The 17,719-nt window shown below is 63.5% G+C and carries 19 protein-coding genes; 12 read left to right on the top strand and 7 right to left on the bottom strand.

The window, feature by feature from the left end:
• Nucleotides 1-210 precede the first annotated feature (210 nt).
• On the bottom strand, nucleotides 211-1,152 hold the full coding sequence (locus QI450_RS06955; protein ID WP_282468142.1) for a ferritin-like domain-containing protein: 942 nt from the start codon (nucleotides 1,150-1,152) through the stop codon (nucleotides 211-213).
• Nucleotides 1,153-1,550: 398 nt separating this feature from the next.
• Between QI450_RS06955 and QI450_RS06950 the strand changes: the two genes are divergently transcribed.
• The 8 genes from QI450_RS06950 to QI450_RS06915 all read left to right on the top strand — a co-directional run bounded on the left by QI450_RS06950 (nucleotide 1,551) and on the right by QI450_RS06915 (nucleotide 7,340).
• Nucleotides 1,551-3,164: a phospholipase D-like domain-containing protein gene (locus QI450_RS06950; RefSeq protein ID WP_226776289.1), complete on the top strand. Its 1,614-nt coding sequence runs from the start codon at nucleotides 1,551-1,553 to the stop codon at nucleotides 3,162-3,164.
• Nucleotides 3,165-3,343: 179 nt separating this feature from the next.
• The gene (locus QI450_RS06945; RefSeq protein ID WP_226776288.1) at nucleotides 3,344-3,574 is read left to right on the top strand and encodes a hypothetical protein; all 231 of its coding nucleotides are present in this window, start codon (nucleotides 3,344-3,346) and stop codon (nucleotides 3,572-3,574) included.
• 57 nt (nucleotides 3,575-3,631) lie between these two features.
• Nucleotides 3,632-3,838, top strand: coding sequence for a hypothetical protein (locus tag QI450_RS06940; RefSeq protein ID WP_226776287.1), 207 nt, complete (start codon nucleotides 3,632-3,634; stop codon nucleotides 3,836-3,838).
• A 58-nt stretch (nucleotides 3,839-3,896) separates the two neighbouring features.
• The gene (locus QI450_RS06935; protein ID WP_282360954.1) at nucleotides 3,897-4,667 is read left to right on the top strand and encodes a diguanylate cyclase; all 771 of its coding nucleotides are present in this window, start codon (nucleotides 3,897-3,899) and stop codon (nucleotides 4,665-4,667) included.
• On the top strand, nucleotides 4,613-4,954 hold the full coding sequence (locus QI450_RS06930) for a YnfA family protein (protein ID WP_226776285.1): 342 nt from the start codon (nucleotides 4,613-4,615) through the stop codon (nucleotides 4,952-4,954). The genes QI450_RS06935 and QI450_RS06930 overlap by 55 nt, the downstream gene beginning before the upstream one ends.
• Nucleotides 4,955-5,174: 220 nt before the next feature.
• Entirely contained in the window at nucleotides 5,175-5,981 is an 807-nt protein-coding gene (locus QI450_RS06925; RefSeq protein ID WP_226776284.1) for an ABC transporter ATP-binding protein, read from the top strand.
• Between the two features lie 8 nt (nucleotides 5,982-5,989).
• A complete protein-coding gene (locus QI450_RS06920) occupies nucleotides 5,990-6,733 on the top strand; it encodes an ABC transporter permease (protein ID WP_226776292.1) in 744 nt (247 codons plus the stop codon).
• Between the two features lie 106 nt (nucleotides 6,734-6,839).
• The gene (locus QI450_RS06915; RefSeq protein ID WP_226776283.1) at nucleotides 6,840-7,340 is read left to right on the top strand and encodes an SRPBCC family protein; all 501 of its coding nucleotides are present in this window, start codon (nucleotides 6,840-6,842) and stop codon (nucleotides 7,338-7,340) included.
• Between the two features lie 112 nt (nucleotides 7,341-7,452).
• On the opposite strand, the gene QI450_RS06910 is transcribed toward QI450_RS06915, so the two are convergent.
• Nucleotides 7,453-8,517 carry a sodium:calcium antiporter gene (locus QI450_RS06910; RefSeq protein ID WP_226776282.1) on the bottom strand — a complete coding sequence of 355 codons (1,065 nt, stop codon included), beginning with the start codon at nucleotides 8,515-8,517 and terminating at the stop codon, nucleotides 7,453-7,455.
• 755 nt (nucleotides 8,518-9,272) lie between these two features.
• Between QI450_RS06910 and QI450_RS06905 the strand changes: the two genes are divergently transcribed.
• The 4 genes from QI450_RS06905 (at nucleotide 9,273) to QI450_RS06890 (ending at nucleotide 12,320) form a co-directional block, all read left to right on the top strand.
• Entirely contained in the window at nucleotides 9,273-9,827 is a 555-nt protein-coding gene (locus QI450_RS06905; RefSeq protein WP_226776280.1) for a hypothetical protein, read from the top strand.
• A 454-nt stretch (nucleotides 9,828-10,281) separates the two neighbouring features.
• A complete protein-coding gene (locus QI450_RS06900) occupies nucleotides 10,282-10,974 on the top strand; it encodes an MSMEG_4193 family putative phosphomutase (protein WP_226776279.1) in 693 nt (230 codons plus the stop codon).
• A 24-nt stretch (nucleotides 10,975-10,998) separates the two neighbouring features.
• Complete coding sequence (locus tag QI450_RS06895; protein WP_226776278.1) at nucleotides 10,999-11,553, top strand: DUF3090 domain-containing protein; 555 nt, start codon at nucleotides 10,999-11,001, stop codon at nucleotides 11,551-11,553.
• Entirely contained in the window at nucleotides 11,553-12,320 is a 768-nt protein-coding gene (locus tag QI450_RS06890) for an SCO1664 family protein (RefSeq protein ID WP_226776277.1), read from the top strand. The genes QI450_RS06895 and QI450_RS06890 overlap by 1 nt, the downstream gene beginning before the upstream one ends.
• A 379-nt stretch (nucleotides 12,321-12,699) precedes the next feature.
• On the opposite strand, the gene QI450_RS06885 is transcribed toward QI450_RS06890, so the two are convergent.
• The 5 genes from QI450_RS06885 to QI450_RS06865 all read right to left on the bottom strand — a co-directional run bounded on the left by QI450_RS06885 (nucleotide 12,700) and on the right by QI450_RS06865 (nucleotide 17,719).
• Nucleotides 12,700-13,323 (bottom strand): hypothetical protein, encoded by a 624-nt coding sequence (locus tag QI450_RS06885; protein ID WP_226776276.1) that lies wholly within the window; start codon nucleotides 13,321-13,323, stop codon nucleotides 12,700-12,702.
• 443 nt (nucleotides 13,324-13,766) lie between these two features.
• Entirely contained in the window at nucleotides 13,767-14,813 is a 1,047-nt protein-coding gene (locus QI450_RS06880) for a Gfo/Idh/MocA family oxidoreductase (RefSeq protein WP_226776275.1), read from the bottom strand.
• Nucleotides 14,814-14,821: 8 nt separating this feature from the next.
• Nucleotides 14,822-15,712 carry a sugar phosphate isomerase/epimerase family protein gene (locus tag QI450_RS06875; protein ID WP_226776274.1) on the bottom strand — a complete coding sequence of 297 codons (891 nt, stop codon included), beginning with the start codon at nucleotides 15,710-15,712 and terminating at the stop codon, nucleotides 14,822-14,824.
• A gap of 37 nt (nucleotides 15,713-15,749) precedes the next feature.
• Nucleotides 15,750-16,664, bottom strand: coding sequence for an ROK family protein (locus QI450_RS06870; protein ID WP_226776273.1), 915 nt, complete (start codon nucleotides 16,662-16,664; stop codon nucleotides 15,750-15,752).
• Entirely contained in the window at nucleotides 16,661-17,719 is a 1,059-nt protein-coding gene (locus tag QI450_RS06865; protein WP_226776272.1) for a Gfo/Idh/MocA family oxidoreductase, read from the bottom strand. Before QI450_RS06865 ends, QI450_RS06870 begins: the two co-directional genes overlap by 4 nt.

The following is a 17,719-nucleotide window of genomic DNA, read 5'->3' as shown; positions in this document are numbered from 1 at the left end:
CAGACGTGCCGACCAACGTAAGAAGACTACAGGCAGGGCGCATTAGGGTTCGCGGAGCGTGATCAGCCGGGGCGCTGAGCGCACGGTGTACTTCCACTTGGTCTCGACCGGGCCACGGATGTCGCCTTCCTGCGCCCCCGCCACGGATGGAGCCGTGAGCGCTGTGGCGGGGAAGCAGAAGAGCTAGTGGCTTTTGCCAAGGGTGGAGTGTCAGGCGCTGGCTGCGCTCCGGTTGATCTCGCCGTTTACCCCCTTGGGGAAGAACCCGCCTTCTCTTTCTGCTTTGGCGGTGAGGTAGGCGATGTTCAGGACCTGCCCCGGGCTGCGGCTGAAAGCGATGCCGTTTGCGTCGGTCGGGACAAGGTTGGCGGTGTCTTTAGTGCCAATACCCTGATCGAGATCAGTTGATCCATCGAGGCTGTCCCGGGCGTCGGAGATCGCTTGGGCGGGTACCTGCAGATCACGAGCGTAGAGGGTGGTTCTGATGATTCCGGCGTGATAAGCCTCGACAGCGAGGATACCGGCGGCGGCTTCGATGTAGGTCTTGTTATCGATCAGCGGTGCCGCGCCCTTGTAGGCGGTGACGCCGACGTCTTCGAAAATGAACGCGCCCAGGAGGAAGCTTGTTTCGTCCGCAAAAGGGTTGAACGTCTGGCCTGCCTTGATCAGCCCCGCCGCCATGGCAGCGGCGGTGAAGCTGGCCTCCAGATCAATTTGCGGCCGGGAAACTGCGGCTTTGCCGAGCGCGGTGCGGAGGAATTTGACGTGCGATTCTTCGTCCGCGGCGATTTCCTTGGCGTATTTTTCGATCAGGCTGCCGGCCTTGAAAGGTACCTTCGCCCCGCCGGTCACACCGCCCTTTCGTCCTTTGCCGTCCGTGAGTCCCTCACTCAGGCCCCGGCCTGTAACGGCCCGCAGGTAGAACTCCGCTTCGAGGTATTCCAGGTTGAGGGCGAAGTTTAGGATCGCCCCGTCGCTTGGCTTGTTGTCGGAATGCTCTGCGTCGCCGTCCGCACGGGACGGTGAGGCGGCGATCAAAGCAGCTGCGCCGCCGATGCCTGCAATTCCGGCGGCGCGGAACAAAATGCGCCGGTCCATGGGGTTTTCCGCGCTGCGGCTCATAGCATCGGTGACGAATTTGCGATCGAACATTGGTGTGCTCCTGTCATGAGTTCGATTTTGAGACCATGACAATCCGGAGAGTACTCCCGCCGGCCCCCGGCCGGATAACGCAGCGCAAAACCCCTGCGTGTGGGAGAACCCATGATGTTGACACTTACAGTTCGCAGTGATCCATGTCACGGATGGGTGGCCGGGGGGGTGTTTTTCCCGCCACGGAGGTTTCCCGCGAACACCGGGAACGGTTGGCTTGGCCCCGGACCCCCGCGGTCCGCATTTTGCAGATCGACCGGAAGACCGGACGGGCCGGAACCGCCGACCCGCTTTTGCCGGGCGCTGAGAACCCGGATGGTGGCATTACCCGCACAGTCGTAGGCTATTTTGGAGACCAGACACTAGCGGCCTGGCCTCGGGCCCCGAAGGAGTATCGAGTGGACAGTAATGCCGGTACGTGGTTCCTGAGTCGCGCTGAGCGGGGGAATCTGGCCACGGACGTACACGCCGGCGGTGCCGGATCCCCGTCGTGGTCGGAGGGCAACCTGGTGCGGCCCCTCATCCATGGAGCGAGCTACTTCGCCCGCCTGCATGAGGAGCTAACAGACCTGCAGGCGGGAGACCGTGTGTGGTTCACCGATTGGCGTGGCGATGCCGACGAGCGGCTCCTGCCGGACGGACCGTCGATTGGCGATCTGCTCGCGGGGTTGGCCCGCACGGGAGTCGAAGTGCGGGGCCTTGTCTGGAGATCCCACGGGGAGCGCGTATCGGCCCCGATCAGCGGCCGGGCCAATGAGCTCTTAAGTCGTCAGATCAACGACGCCGGAGGAGAGGTGCTGCTGGATCAGCGTGTCCGCCTGTTCGGCTCCCATCACCAAAAACTGTTCGTCATCCGCCGTCGGGACAATCCGTCGCGGGACATTGCTTTCGTTGGCGGGCTCGACCTTTCCCACAGCCGTCGAGACGATGCCGATCACGCGGGAGATCCGCAAGCGGTGGACATGGATCCCCGATACGGGAAACAACCGCCGTGGCACGATGCCGCCCTCGAACTGCGTGGCCCAGTGGTGGCAGACGTGCTGGCCGTGTTCGCAGAACGTTGGAACGACCCCCATCCTCTGGACCGGCGCACTCCCTACCGGATGCTGCTGCAACGTCTCGCCCGGATGCCCCGGCACCCCGAACCGCTCCCGGCAACTGCGCCCCCGCCACCACCGGCCGGCCCTCATGCCGTGCAGCTGCTGCGCACCTACGGGGTGAAACATCCCCCGTTTCCGTTCGCACCAAATGGGGAGCGCAGCGTCGCGCGCGGATACGCGAAAGCCTTTGCCCGCGCCCGTTCGCTGATCTACATCGAGGATCAATACCTGTGGTCGGCAGAGGTCGCAGCAGGCATCGTTGAAGCTCTCGAACGGAATCCCGAGCTGAGGGTCATTGCCGTCGTGCCCCGTTACCCTGACTCTGATGGGCCTGTCGCCGGGCCGCCCAGCCGGATCGGGCAACTGCGGGCCCTCAAAATGCTGCACCGGGTCGCACCCGGCAGGGTCGGCGTGTTCGACCTGGAGAACCGCTCGGGAACACCGATCTACGTCCACGCCAAGATCTGCATCATTGACGACACCTGGTTTACCTGCGGCTCAGACAATTTCAACCGCCGGTCCTGGACCACCGACAGCGAGCTCACCTGCGCCGTCTTCGACACCACCGCCGACAATCGGGGAACGCCCGGCACAGACACCGGCGACGGCGCTTCCCGGCCGTTGGCCCGCGGGCTCCGGCTCCAACTCTGGGCCGAGCACCTTGGCCTGGACCAGAACGACCCACGGCTCCACGACCCTGCGGCCGGACTCGAGCTTTGGAACACCACCGCCGATGCTCTTGACCACTGGCACGAAACCGGCCAGCGCCCACCCCGGCCCACGGGAAACGTGCGACACCACACGCCAGAACCCGTCTCGGCCCTCCAACGCCTCTGGGCGGATCCAATCAGCCGTCTCGTCGTGGATCCGGACGGCCGCCCCCGCAAGCTGCGAGGCACTGACCGGTTCTAGCCAGGCAACCTATGAGCGCAGAATGGGCCGTATGCTGACGGTAATTGAATATGTCCTGCGCCGGCTATCGAACCCTCGCGTGTGATGCACGGGCGAACCGAATGATTAAGACACCTGCGTGACAGCTGGCGGACCAGAGGCGGCCTGCCCCGGCGGCAGAGCCGTCTGCCGAAGACGACTTGGACGCCAGTGCTGCCCAGCCCGGTGCAGACAACCGAACTGCCCTGCGCATCCGGGTGGCCACCGTAGCGCTGGTGCTGGTGCTGCTTAGTGTCAGCGTCTTCGCCGGCTGGTCCTCACAGGTCGCCTCCTCAGCGGCCCAATCCGCTGATGATGCGAGCACGCTGTCGGACTATTATGACCGGGCCGATCGTGCCGTCACGGCAGAGGAATCCCTGGAACACGAGTAACGACTCGAGCCTGGCCCCGAAGTACGGGCAAAGTACAACGCTGCATCCGCTGACCTGGTGACAGCACTGGACCTCGTCGAAGAGAACGGTGACCAGAGCGACCCCGAGACGGAGTCTCGGCTCGACGCCGCCCACGAGTCTTATCTCGGTTCAATTGCCCGCATGTTCGACGCTGTCGGTACTGGCAACACACCACTCGCCCTCAAAATCGACGGCGAAGAAGTCGACCCCAAGTTCGTTGCCATTGCGGCTACTGGACCGTGAACGGCGTCAGGCGTTGCGCGACTCGCTTCACGATGCCCTGACCGGTCTGCCGAACCGCGTGTTGCTCTTTGACCGTTTCGGCCAGGAGCCCGCTGCGGCTGAGCGCACCGGCGCGGCAGTCGGACTGTTGCTCATCGACCTGGACTGGTTCAGGGAGATCAACGACACCTTCGGTCACCACTACGGCGACGAGCTGTTGATCGGCCCCTTGACCACCCACGTGCTGGAAGCCGCTCCCGCCCAGACCAAGGCCTGGCTGGACTCCGGAGTCCCCTTGACCATGTCCGTCAATTTGTCCGCGCGCAGCCTGCTCGATGACGGACTGCCCCGGCAGACTGCCGATCTGCTCGCACGGCACGGGGTGCATCATCGACCTCGGCCACAGTCTTGGGCTGACCGTCCTGGCCGAGGGCGTCGAGACCGCCGAGACGCTTACGCATCTGAGGACATTCGACTGCGACGTCGTCCAGGAATACTTCATCTGCTGCCCTATGCCCGCAGCGACATTCGATGCATGGCGGGCCTCATACCCAACCAGCACGATGCTCAGGCCCGAGGAACCTGCCCCGGCCGAATAACCGGCCGCAGGCAGTGGACGCATATCCTGCTCATCCACCACCCGGCAACTGTTCCCCTTGTCCCGACGGCGCCGGCATCGGCATCGGATATCCGTAATCACTGTGCACTGCGATCCCAGCGGGGAACCCGCTCAGCCACGCGGACGTATGGATCGCAGTGCTGGGATGTCCACAAGCGTGCGGCAGGATGGGCATCATGGTCATTGCAAAGTCTGTGCTGCTGTTCATCCTGGCTGCTGTTGCCGAGATAGGCGGGGCCTGGATGGTGTGGCAGGCCGTCAGGGAAGGCCGGGAGTGGTGGTGGGCCGGTCTCGGAGTCATTGCCCTGGGCCTGTACGGGTTCGTGGCGACACTGCAGCCCGACGCACACTTCGGGCGGATCCTGGCCGCGTATGGTGGCGTGTTCGTCGCCGGGTCCCTGGCATGGGGCGTGGTCTTCGATGGGTTCCGCCCGGACCGCTGGGACGTCATCGGGTCCCTGATCTGTGCCGCAGGGGTGTCGGTGATCATGTTCGCTCCCCGTGGGCCCGTTTCCTAGGATTCCGGCCGGGCGGGCGAAGGTACCGGCGGGCACAGCGTGTTGCCGTCCAAGCAGAAGACGCGGCAGCACCCGGCACGGGGTTTGTTTGTCTTTTCCGGCGCAGAACCAGCGCGGAAATGATGGGATTATGGCAGTTTGCTGGTCCCGTTGACCGCACGATTCCGCGGGTCTAGATTCAATTCATTACTTGGTGAATCAGGCACCTGCAAAGGAAACCATGTCCCGGTCAGTAGCAGCCGTGCAGGTGAGCAGCCTGTCCATCGTCAAGGCGCACAAAGTCATCCTCCAGGAGCTGAATTTCAGCATTCCGGCGGGCCGGATCACCGGGTTGCTGGGTCCCTCCGGCAGCGGCAAGACCACCTTGATGCGCACGATCGTTGGGGTCCAACGCATTACCTCGGGCTCCGTTACAGTGTTGGGGAGGCCTGCCGGCGATCCTGCCCTCCGCCATGAGCTTGGCTATGTCACCCAGTCCCCCAGCGTTTACCCAGACCTCAGCGTCGAAGCGAACGTGCGGTATTTCGGTGCCATGCACGGCAGACACCGGCGCGACGCCGCCGCGGCGATTGCCGCCGTCGGGCTCGAAGGGCACGCCAGGATCAAGACTGCAGACCTTTCCGGGGGCGAACTCAGCCGCGTGTCGCTGGCCTGCGCCCTCGTGGCGCGCCCGAAGCTGCTCATCCTGGACGAACCGACCGTCGGCCTGGACCCCGTCCTCCGCGCGGACCTCTGGGAGCGCTTCGGCGCCATGTCCGCGTCCGGCACCAGCCTGCTGATTTCGAGCCATGTTATGGAAGAGGCCAGTCACTGTGCATCGCTGCTGCTCCTGCGGCAAGGCCGGCTAATGGCTTCGCTCACCCCGGATGAGCTCAGCAACCGGGGCGGAAGCGAGGACTTGGAGCTGGCGTTCCTGAACATCATCAGGAAGGCCGAAGCCGACGACGGCCATCCCAACGGCCCGGGTACTAAACCGCGTCCCGGAGCCAACAGCCTTCCGGCAGCTGGAATGAAGGTGACGGAATGAATCCGCGCATGATGCTCGCCACAACGGCGCGCGTTCTGGACCAACTGCGCCACGACCAACGCAGCGTGGCGCTGATGCTTGTGGTACCTACGCTGCTGCTAACCGCTGTCTATTTCCTCTACGAAAACGAGACCGTGCCGCCCGGTGCGCCGAGGACCTTCGACCGGGTAGGTCTGATGATGCTGGCGATCTTCCCGTTCGTGGTGATGTTCCTCGTCACGTCGATCACGATGCTGCGCGAAAGGACCTCCGGCACGCTGGAGCGGCTGCTGACCACCCCCATCCACAAAGCCGACCTGCTGTTCGGCTATGGGCTGGCGTTCTCCATCATGGCCGCCCTCCAGTCGTTCGTCGCCACCGGCGTCGCCTACTGGGTATTCGGCCTGGAGATCAAAGGCAGCGCGGGGCTCGTGGTAATGATCGCCGTCGTCAACGCGGTGCTGGGCGTGGCGCTGGGCCTGCTGTGTTCCGCTTTCGCCCGGACGGAGTTCCAGGCTGTGCAGTTCATGCCGGTTGTGGTGGTACCGCAGATCCTGCTGTGCGGGCTGTTCGTCGCGCGGGACCGGATGAACGGGCTCCTGGAAGCAGTGTCTAACGTGCTGCCGCTGACATTCTCGGTGGATGCCCTGAAGGAGATCGCGGGCCACAGCGATGCCACGGAACTACTGTGGCAAGACACCGGCATCATGGCAGCGATCGTCCTGGCTGTGTTGGTCCTGGCCTCGCTGACCCTGCGCCGGCGGAACCCGTGAGCGGCCACCAGCCCAACGGCGGCCAACCCGCGGCCCGGCCGGGCCTGGTCACCTTGGAAGACTGGCACAACGGCAGAAGAAGTGACCGTTCTGTAATGATGGACCCATGAATCCGACAAACATCCGCCATCACCAGGAGTCCGTAACGGTCCAGGCATCAGCCGAGACACTCTACGACTTGGTCTCTGACATCACCCGCACCGGCGAGTGGAGCCCAGTCTGTACCTCGTGTTGGTGGGACGATGCGGTCAATGCCGGCCAGCTCGGTGCCTGGTTCACCGGGCGTAATGAGCTCCCGCACCGGTCCTGGGAGACCCGGTCGCAGGTGGTGGCTGCCGAGCGCGGTCGCGAGTTCGCCTGGGTGGTGGGTGGCAGCTTGGTCCGCTGGGGCTTCGCCCTGACTCCAGCAGACACCGGGACGACCCTGAGCGAATCTTGGGACTTCCTGCCCGGCGGGATCGCCATGTTCGAGGAGAAGTACGGTGACGGCGCCAACGTCCAGATCACCGACCGCACCCAGCAGGCGCTCGACGGTATCCCGAAAACGCTCGCCGCGATCAAGCGGATCGCCGAGTCCATCGCTGCAAGTGAGGAGGCCCAGTCATGACCGGCTCAATCGGCATATCCAACCTCCCCACGCAGATCTGCGACCAATCTTGGCCGCGATCACCCTCCACGGAGTCCCCGAGAAGCTAGCAGATCGGGCCGGAATAGGGTGGCTAACCCGTTGACGCCACGGCGAACAGTCCTGCCACCCCGATGAGGTACAGGACGAGGACGACGAGTGAGTCAACACCCATTCCCAGGATTTTGTGTGCGGGCCGAAAAATCAGTCCCAGCATGTAAACCAGGGTCAGAAGGATGCCGAGGGCGGTGAGGTAGATGTCGGTGGCGTGCGCCTGGGGCAGCACGGGTTTGCCGGAGATGAGGACGGCGGCGAGGAACAGGACGGGTAGGAATGCGTTGCCGCCGAAAATGTCGCTGAAGGCCAGTCTGTAGTCGCCCTGCTTCACTGAGGCCAGGCCGGTGGAGATTTCCGGCAACGATGTCGCGAGCGCAAGGAATGTTGCCCCGAAGAGGACACCGGAGAGCCCGATGTGTCCGGCGATGGCTTCCCCACTGCGTTCAAGCACCACCCCTGCGCCGAGGGTCGCCGCAGCCGCAACAAGGAAGATCAGCATCGACTTGCCCGTCCCCGAAGCCTTGGTTCCGCCGGCCCTAGCTGTCTTGCTGTGACCCTGGGGCTTGTCCTGGCTAGCGGGGGCGTGGCCCTGCCCGTGCCACGGGAGGGACTTCTGGGACCGCTGTACGAGGAAAAGGCCGAGCAGCCAGATCAGAGCTATCAGCACGGCCGCAGGAGTGAGGCGAAACGCGACAAGGCCCGCAGGCATCTGGCTTCCGGCGATCACCACCCCGAGTACGCCGATCACGGTGATTGCCTCGATGACCAGGGTCAGTGATGCGGCCTGGTAACTCAGCGGTTTTTTGCCCTTAGTCCCAAAGACATCCAGAACGACCAGCACCACCGTCTGGATGGCGATGCCGCCCAGAATGTTCCCGACAGCCACGCCGATGTTCCCCGCCGCAGCCGCACTGAAGGTGATCGCAAGCTCGGGCAGATTCGTCGCGACGGCCAGCAGAATCAGCCCGCCAAGCGCGGATCCGAGATGCAGGCGGACGTCAAGAACATCGGTTTGTCGGGACAGTTGGATCCCGGCGGACCAGATTACGGCCGCCGCAGCCACGAAAATCAGCAATAGCAACGCCAGCGGAAAAGATTCCATTTACATACTCCATTTCCGGCCGGTTGAGCTGCTGGTGCAGCTTCACCGCGGTCCGGGGGAAAATAGCAAAACCGTTGCACTAACGAAAACATCAGTCTACTGAATCTGTTCCATCCCGGGCCTGAGACGGGGAGTATCCGGTACCGGCGGGGGTGAACCGCGGAATCGCGTACTGCCGTGGGCAGGACTGCCTGTTGCCTGGCTGCGAGTGGCGGGGATGGCGTTTGCTCAGGTGCGCCTCAGTGTTTGCCCTGTTTCGAGCTTCTGGCGGGGTTATGGCCCCGCGCGGGTCCTGGAAAACATCGGCAGGTACCGCAGTGCATTGCGGAAGCCGGACAAGCCCATCCGCGTGCAGTGGCAGGACACCGTCGTCGTCGCAGTTCTCGGCAAGGGTTGAGTGCTTGGACTGGTCCGAACCGCCTGATCCGGGCACGCCGGGATAGCTACCGACGGCGTCCGGAGCAGTGCTTCGAAGCAGGCGCCCTGGAACCGGAACCAGTGGGCCGCGATGTCGCCCTCCACGCAGGTGCCGGAGCCGAACAGTGCCCGGCTCCCCTCGCGGGTTCCGGCGACGGCGAAGGTGATGTCCGGCCAGGCTCTGGCTTCCCCGCCCGGTCATCGGCGGGAAGGACAGGGCAAGTGACCGCAGGGTGGGGTTATCCCGTGCGATCCTGGATCGGGACAGGCGAGCCCCCGTTGACCGTGTGGGGCCGGCAGGGGAGGCTGAGGGGACATCGATGACCAGGAGGAGCACGATGACTTACCGCCGCACGTCGGCCGCCACAGCGGTGCTGCTCGGGTTGGTCCTTTCCGGGTGCCAGTCGGCTGCCGGGCCGCTCACGGTCGAATCGCCTCCAGCAGCTGTGCCCAGCCCGTCGTCCTCCGAGCTCACGGCCATCATCCAGACTGCTGTCGAGGACCGCAACGGCACCGTCCTCGACACTCCCCCGGCTCCACGCCTGACCGAAGGGCAGGCGACTGCGGCCTACTTAGCCAAGCGCGCGCGGGACCTTCCGGTGGTAGCCCGGTCAAAGGCCGCATTCAAGTCAACGGGCTTCTGGTACACGGACTTTTCGACGAAGATCACGGTGGAATCCGTGAAGATGACCGGGTCGACTGCAAGCGTCCATTTTAAGGAATTGACCGAAGAACACCAGGCCTCTGCAGCGAATGGGCCGAGCAACGTCCCGTCGGGCTACTCGGTGCCGCAGACCGCTACGTTTCGGGCGGCCGCGGATGGATGGCAGCTGGACAGCATCGCCCCTTCCGTTCATGGCGGCGGCCTGCCTATGTCCATAGTCGAGGACTGAGGACGGCTCGTTAGGCGGTGGCGCTGGGGTCCGTCCGCCGACTAACTGCGGCCCACGGCGCAGCACCTCACGCGTACTTCGGGCAGGCGCCGCGCCCTCGCGCCTGCCTAGTCAGGCGATCATCGGTGCCAGTGCCGCAGAGCTCAGGGATGCCAAAAAGCGGATCCGGCTGCTGGAGAAGGAGAACGGGGTACTCCGCCCGTCCACGATGACCACACATCCGCCGGGACTTCAACGCGACCGCACCCGATCAGCTGTGCCGGGGGTTCTGCCTGTGCCGGTTGTTCCGGTTTTGCTGCGTCGGCCATGAGCTGGTGGAGGCGTGCCGAGTCCGTCCGTGCGGCTTTGAGCGCGTCGGCGTGCTGGAGGGTTCCGCCAGTGCTTTTATCTGCCTGTGTGACGCGCGACCCGGGACGGTGCACACCGCCGTCGAGCGGGTGGTTAGGCTGGGTGGATGGCGACAGTTATTCTCGTGCGGCACGGCCGCACCACAGCCAATGCCACTGGACTGCTGGCCGGTCGTGCCGTCGGCGTCAGCCTGGACCAGATCGGGCGCGACCAGGCGGCTCTGACCGGAGACCGGCTCGCGGCCGTGCCCGTTGTCGGGGTGGTGTCGAGCCCTCTTGAGCGTTGTCGGCAGACCGCCCAGCTCATCCTCGATCGTCAGGCTGGCTCGCCGTACGCGCCGGTCGATCCCGATCTCACCGAGTGCGATTACGGCCAGTGGCAGGGCCGCACGCTCAGTGATCTCGCGACCGAGGATTTGTGGCCGGTTGTGCAGTCGCAACCGTCCGCCGTCGTCTTTCCCGGCGGTGAATCCATGGCGGCGATGCAGGCCCGGGCGGTGGCAGCGATTCGACGCCACGATGCAGCCTTCGAAGCCGAGTACGGGCCGGGGGCCGTGTGGGTGGCGGTGAGTCACGGTGACATCATCAAGTCAATCCTCGCCGACGCGCTCGGCATGCACCTTGACCTGTTCCAGCGTATTAACGTGGGCCCCGCCTCCGTATCGATCGTGCGCTACGGCGCTAGCCGGCCGAGCGTCCATGCGACCAACACCGACGCGGGTGATCTGTCGTGGCTGTCGAACGGCATCCACTCTGGCGATGCGCCGGTGGGCGGCGGCGCCGGTCAGAAGGCGCCATGAACCTCATGTGCCTAGAATATTGACATGCCTACACGTGTTCATGAATTTGCCTGGCCTGATCGGGTCGTCGTTGGCACCATCGGCCTTCCGGGGGCGCGAACCTTCTACCTGCAGGTGCGCGCAGGGAGGCAGGTTGTGAGTATTGCCTTGGAGAAGCAGCAGTCGGCTCTGCTCGCAGAGAAGATCGACGAAATTCTCGACCAGCTCATCACAGTCGACGGCAACCCGTTCAGCGTCCCCTCGAGTACTCCCATTGAACTTGTCGACAATGACCAGCTCGATGCAGTTCAGGAGCAGTTTCGCACCGGCGCCATAAGCTTGGGTTGGGACCCAACCACGGCCCAGGTCGTAATAGAGGCCTACCCCATCACCGATGTCGATGCTGATGACAACGACGAATCGCTTGTTGAGGACGGCGCTAACGAGCCCGAAATGCTGCTGGTGCGAATGCCGGTCGGCACCGCCCGCGCATTCGCCAAGCGCACCCGGGAGATCGTGGGCGCCGGGCGTCCGATGTGCCCGCTTTGCGGTTACCCCATAGACGCCGACGGGCACATCTGCACCCTTCCCGAGGTCTGATGCCAGCGCCGGACCTGCTAACCGCCGAGCTTAAGCTCACCGGCCGCATCACGACGGCATCAAACGCTACATTTCTGGGCAGCATCGGCGACGTGGTGGTCGTCTATAAGCCGATAGCAGGCGAAAGTCCGCTGTGGGATTTTCCCCACGGCACCCTGGCTCACCGGGAGGTGGCCGCCTACCTGGTCTCGCAGGCCTTCGGTTGGGACCTCCTACCGCACACCTGGCTGCGCGATGGTCCGATGGGCGAAGGAATGGTGCAGCTCTGGCAGGAGCAAGACCCCACCCAAAGCGCCGTGGACCTGGTCGCAACGGACCACGTGCCGGAGACGGGCTGGAAACGCGTTCTCGAGGGCCGGGATGAGAGCGGACGGATGGTCGCCCTCGTTCACGAAGACTCGCCAGCACTCAGACGGATGGCGGTGTTCGACATGGTCGTAAACAACGCCGACCGCAAAGGTGACCACATTCTTGCCATGCCGGAAGGACACCGGTACGGCGTGGACCATGGGCTCACCTTTCACCGTGACCACAAGCTGCGCACGGTGCTGTGGGGATGGGTGGGAGACGCTTTGACCGCCGAGGAACGCGACGGCATCGATCGTGTCAGCGAAGGACTGCGCGGTGGGCTGGGCCGAAACCTGGCGGACTTGCTCAGCGCCGAAGAAATCGCATCGCTCACCGCGCGTTGCGCACGGTTGCGTTTGGCAGGGCGGTTTCCGGCTCCGAGCGGTGAGATGCCGGCGGTGCCCTGGCCGCTGTTCTAGGGGAATTACGGCCGAGGCAAGAACTTATTCAAGGTCTTGCCTCGGCTTTTACTACCGGCTGCGGCTATTGCTTCTGCGCAGGGCTGACTTGCTCGCCCACTATGAGTTCATCGGGCAGGAGATGTCCGTCCGGTCCGGGGCCGCCGATCCCGACGTGCCGGAAACGGCGGACCCGGCACGGCACGGGCATGATGGGTGATCGTAGTTGGCCGGCAACGAATTTGACGGCCGACGCACAGGAACTGGCTGTGTCCGGGCCCGCCCCAACCCGCCAGGGCAACGGCGGCGAGCCCTGGTGGCGATGGGAGCGGCTAGTGGGTCTCCCGGGCCGTACATCCAGATGCCGAAGTGTCAGGACGCGGTGGGGATGCCCCGCCGATCACAGCCGGTGGGCGCCGGATCCTGATTCGTCTTGGGTCGGCAGGTAGTCCTGGGCCGCTTCGGTAATCTGGTCTCTAGCCGGGGGTGCGTTCTGGGCGTTGGCCTTGATCCTAGGCGCTTCTTCTTCAGCCTTGTTCAAGTACTGTTCCCAGCGGGCGGACATCGGTTTGATCAGCCCGCCGACGACGCCGAGGATCCCCACGATGGCTGCCAGCACGGCGATCAGAATCGGCGTCGTCACTGTGGTGGCGATGTCCACCTGGTTCAGGGCCGCAATGATGCCAATGCCCAGAATGACAATGCTGGCGATATCCGCCAGGGTTTTGCCGTAGGATAGCCCGCCAAGGGATCCCTGGATGAGGGTCTTTACGGCGGCGGCAATCGCCGCACTGATCACCACGATGATGATGGCCACAACGACCTTGGGCAGAGCGCGATGATGGCTGCCAACAGGGTGGCGACCGGGTTCGGACCAAAAACCCCGAGCGCGAATTGAAGGACGAAGCACCAAGGCGTAGTAGATGATCTTCGAAACAATATCACTTGCATCGCTGGTGGCGACGCCCCACAAGCGTTTGACCTTGGCCGGCCCGGGAAGGCCGGCGATTCCAGCCAGGCTCATCAGCTCCCCAACCAGATGCTCGCTGACGCGCACGTCCAGGCACGCGTCAGTTCGGTATGGCTCCGGTCAGGACCCGTAGGTGCCCCGGCTGGCGGTATGGACTTCCCTAATGAGCCCGGTCAGCCACTGCCTGCGCATCCTGGTCGGTGACATCGGCCGCTTCCGGTACTTGTAGCAACCGGGACTGCTCTCACGCCCAGCAGCCGACGAAAGACCTTCGCGAGGAACCCGGCACCGGCGGCCACGCGGCTGATGGGTTTGCCGGCCCGGAACAGGGCGACTGCCCGTGCGCGGAATTCCGGTGGATAGGGTCTTGGCATGGTTGAAATCCTCTCAGCGAGAGCCAATAGCTCAACCCATTTCGGGTAACCAATCCCTGGGACAGGTCATGGATTTAAGCAAATTAGGAGGCGGTCCCGCTGTGCAACAAGCCGCGTTGGAACTCACTCATCATCGAGACGCACCCGTTGCCTGGAGGCGGCCGAACTCAGAATCCCTTGAAGAACCCTGAGAGTGTGCAGGCCCCGTTCGCCAGATGCTGCAGGGCCGCTACCAGCCTCAAGCGCAGAAACCATTTCGAGCACGCCGACGCCGAGCCGAGAGCCTATTTGGATCTCGGGCATCACTTCAACGAATTCTTCGTCGCCCGCGCGCATGAGCCGCAGGGGTCCGCACCAACTGTCCGGACTCGGCCCGACGATACTGCCGGCTGTGCCATGGAGCTCAAGTCGCGGGGCTGTCGTGCCTACGACATCCCAGCTCTGCAGCAGAGTCGCGACCGCTCCGCTGGCAAACTCCAGCACGCACGAGATGAAGGTGGGAACCGCCGAGGGAAAGGTCTCCCCCGCTCGGCTGCCTACCCTCACTGTGCGTGTCTCGACCGGAGTCGCTGCCATTGCGGTCACCGCCCGCACAGGTCCAAGTAAGAAGGTGAGCGCGGTCACGAGGTACGGCCCGATGTCGAACAACGGGCCGGCTCCCTCGTGGTAGAGAAACTCGGGCGACGGGTGGAAGTGTTCAGGTCCGGTTGTGACGAGAATGCTGATGGCCGAAAGCGGCTGCCCGATGGCCCCATCGGTGATCAGCTTGGCCATCGCTTGGATCCCGTCGCCGAGGAAGGTGTCTGGGGCGCAGCCCACCCGGACTCCGGCACGACCTGCGGCCTCGATAATTCGTACGCCATCCGTGAGCGTTGTCGCGAGCGGCTTCTCGCTGTACACGTGTTTGCCGGAGGCGATAGCGGCCAGCGAGACCTCTGCGTGGGCCATGGGCGCGGTGAGGTTGAGGACCATATCGACCGCTGGAAGCGCGAGTAGCTCCTCGAGTGATGCAAGAACTAACGGGATTCCGAACTGCGTACCGACCGACCTAGCGCGCTCACCATCACGATCTGTGCAGGCTACGAGCTCCACACCCGGAGCACCGGCGATGGTCGCCAGGTACTTCGCGCTCACGTTGCCGCAACCCACTACTCCAATCCCTATCGTCATGATGGGGCCTAGCGCAGCTCTTCTAGGATGCGTTTGACATTGGTAAGGCCGGTCTCGCAAGCGAAAAGGCAATCCTCGTTGCCCTCAAACTCGATCGAGATGTACCCGTCATATCCTCCTGCGACGACAGTCGAAAGGATGCCCCGTGTGTCCATGTCGCCGAAGCCAACGATAGACCCGAGCAGATAGCTTCCGCCGGTCGTCGTCAGCCAGCCCTCGCCCGGGTAGGAGCCGTGCGGCCTGATATAGAAATCCTTGAGGTGTACGAAGGATGCTTGGGGCAGGTTAGCTTTAGTGGCGATGAGCGGATCTTCGTCGACACAGAGGAAGTTACCGACGTCCAGAGTCGTCTTGAAGTTCGGTTCATTTACGGCGGCTATGAGCCGGCGCACGTGTTCGCTGCCGTTCATATAGAAGCCGTGGTTCTCAACACTTGTTTGGATGCCATACTTCGCAGCGAAACGTGCGATCTCGGCGGAGGCGTCAACGATGGTTGCAAAATTCTCCTCGAAATCTGAGACATCCCTAATCTTCCGAGCCCACTGCGTCACGTCGTGACGGAAATAGCGGATGCCTAGGCTGTCGCTCAGCCGAATATGGTCTTTCACCCGTTCTATCTGGGCAGCACGATCATCGGGTTCACCGATAAAGTCCGCCGGGATACACATACCGGAGAGTTCGACGCCGTTCGTCGCGGCCGAAGACCTGATCGCCTCGATAAGGTCAGGATCGTCGCCGAAGCTCCAGACTGTGTCAGTGCCCTTGGGTGAGAAGGAGACGGTAGCGAGCTCAAGGTGTTCCCCGTCGCTTCGGCCTATCCATTCAATAACGTCGACGATGGACATCTTGCCTGTCAGCATCTTGTCGCTGAAGCTGAAGGAGCTGAAACCGATTTTCATAGTGTTCACTTTCGGTAGTTGACTAAAAGACGGGGCCTCAGACGGCCTGAGCTGCTAAGCCGATAAGCGCGGCCCCGACCGCGGCGGCCGGGAAGTCATCCGGCAGCAATCGAACGCGGGTTTCGAGATTGAGGAAGGCGACGAATGCAGAGGTATCGGCCCAACGGGAGAACACAGCCTGTACCGACCGCAGCAGCGGAGTTCCCATCGAGCTGAGACCGCCTCCAATCACGACAGTGTCGACGTCGACGGTAAGAACCAGGACGCGAACGGCCAAGGCGATGTTCTCGGCTAACTTGGCCTTCAACGAGATGGCCATCTCGTTGCCCTCCTCCGCAGCCTCAAACAGCGCTTGGACAGGACGCGGGTGGTCTGTGGGCCACTGGCGCGCTACGGCTGAGCCCGAGGCCATCACTTCGAGGCAGCCATGCTGCCCGCAGGTGCACAGCGGGCCGTTAGGATCAACGGGAATGTGCCCCAGCTCACCCGCTGTACCGCGCGATCCACGCCAGAGTTCGCCGTTCAAAATGAGGCCGGCTGCGAGCCCCGTGCCCAGGTTCAAGTAGGCCATCGATTGGCTGGAGGGGGTACCAACGAGATGGAACGCGGCTAGCGCCGTGGCGTTCACGTCGTTCTCTACATGCACAGGTGTGCCGAGGACGCTAGAGAGCCGGCCGCCGAGCTCGAGGCCGTGCAGGCCGAGGTTCACGGCGTGAGAAACCCTACCGGAGGCCGCATCGACGGCCCCGGGGATGCCTACGCCGATCGACTCGAACTGGGCGGGTGCGAGGCCGCTAATTCGGGTGAGTTCCTTGACGGCGGCCAGCGCTGTGGCCACCACCTCTGCTTCGCCGTACCCGGTCGGCAACAGCAGGTGGCCTGCGATCTCGCCGCTGTCATCCAGCACGACTGCTGCGGTTTTCGTACCGCCTATATCGATTCCGATCCTCACAGGGCCACCTCGCGCCCGAGCGCCGCTGACTCGTAGATGGCAGACAACATCCGCATGATCTCAACTCCGTGGGAGACGGGCGCGATTTCTTCGGCCTCGCCGCGGCATAGGCTCACGAAGTGGTTGATCTCGTTCTGGAAACCTTCGTCGAAATTGAAGGTCAGCAGGTCTACCTGGGGCACGACATTTATCACGGTGTCGTGGCTCTCGAGAGTGAATCTGAGGCTCGGCTCGAGCTCGGCACCTCCTTTCTCACCGTACACGCCGACTAGCAGCTCGTCCTCGAGCGCGTGGAGCGAATAACTCGTCTCGAGGTAGAGGGATGCTCCATTTTCGAAGCGGATGAGGGCGTTCGCGAGGTCTTCTACATCGTTCTTGTCTGGATCGTAGTCCGACACCTTGTAACGCTCGAGGTTCGTAATGTTGGCCCTGTTCCCGAGCCGGTGGTAAGTGTTGCCGCTCACGGTCACGGGCTTAGGCGAACCCATCATGAACCAGCAAAGGTCGAGCACGTGCACACCGATGTCGATCAGCGGACCACCGCCCGCTCGCTCCCCATCGGCGAACCAACCGCCCGGGTTGCCAATCCGGCGAATGTTGGAGGCCTTCGCGTAGTATATTTCGCCTAGATCGCCGGCATCGATAAACTGCCTCAGCAGCTTGGCATTGGACGAGAACCGACGCACGAATCCCACCTGCAGTAGTTTGCCGGTTCGGCTGACGGCGGCCGCCAGCATCTCGGCCTCGGCCACAGTTTTGGAGAGCGGCTTCTCCACCAACACGTTCTTGCCGGCTTCTAGGGCCGCGATCGCCAGTTCTGCGTGGCTGTTATTCCAGGTGCAGATGCTCACGGCATGCACTGCGGAGTCTGCGAGCAGTTCCTCGAGTGTCGCGTACGCGTTGGCGACACCGAATTTCGCGGCCTGGTGCTGCGCTCTAGCGAGATTCAGGTCGTAAATCGCGACGAGCTCCACATCGGGGTTCGCGGCGTAAGACTGCAGGTGCATCGCTGAAATACTTCCGGCGCCGATCACGCCGATACCGATACGACTCAT

This window comes from Arthrobacter sp. EM1 (assembly GCF_029964055.1).
Classification (GTDB): Bacteria; Actinomycetota; Actinomycetes; order Actinomycetales; family Micrococcaceae; genus Arthrobacter.
This window is presented reverse-complemented; position numbering and strand designations above follow the sequence as displayed.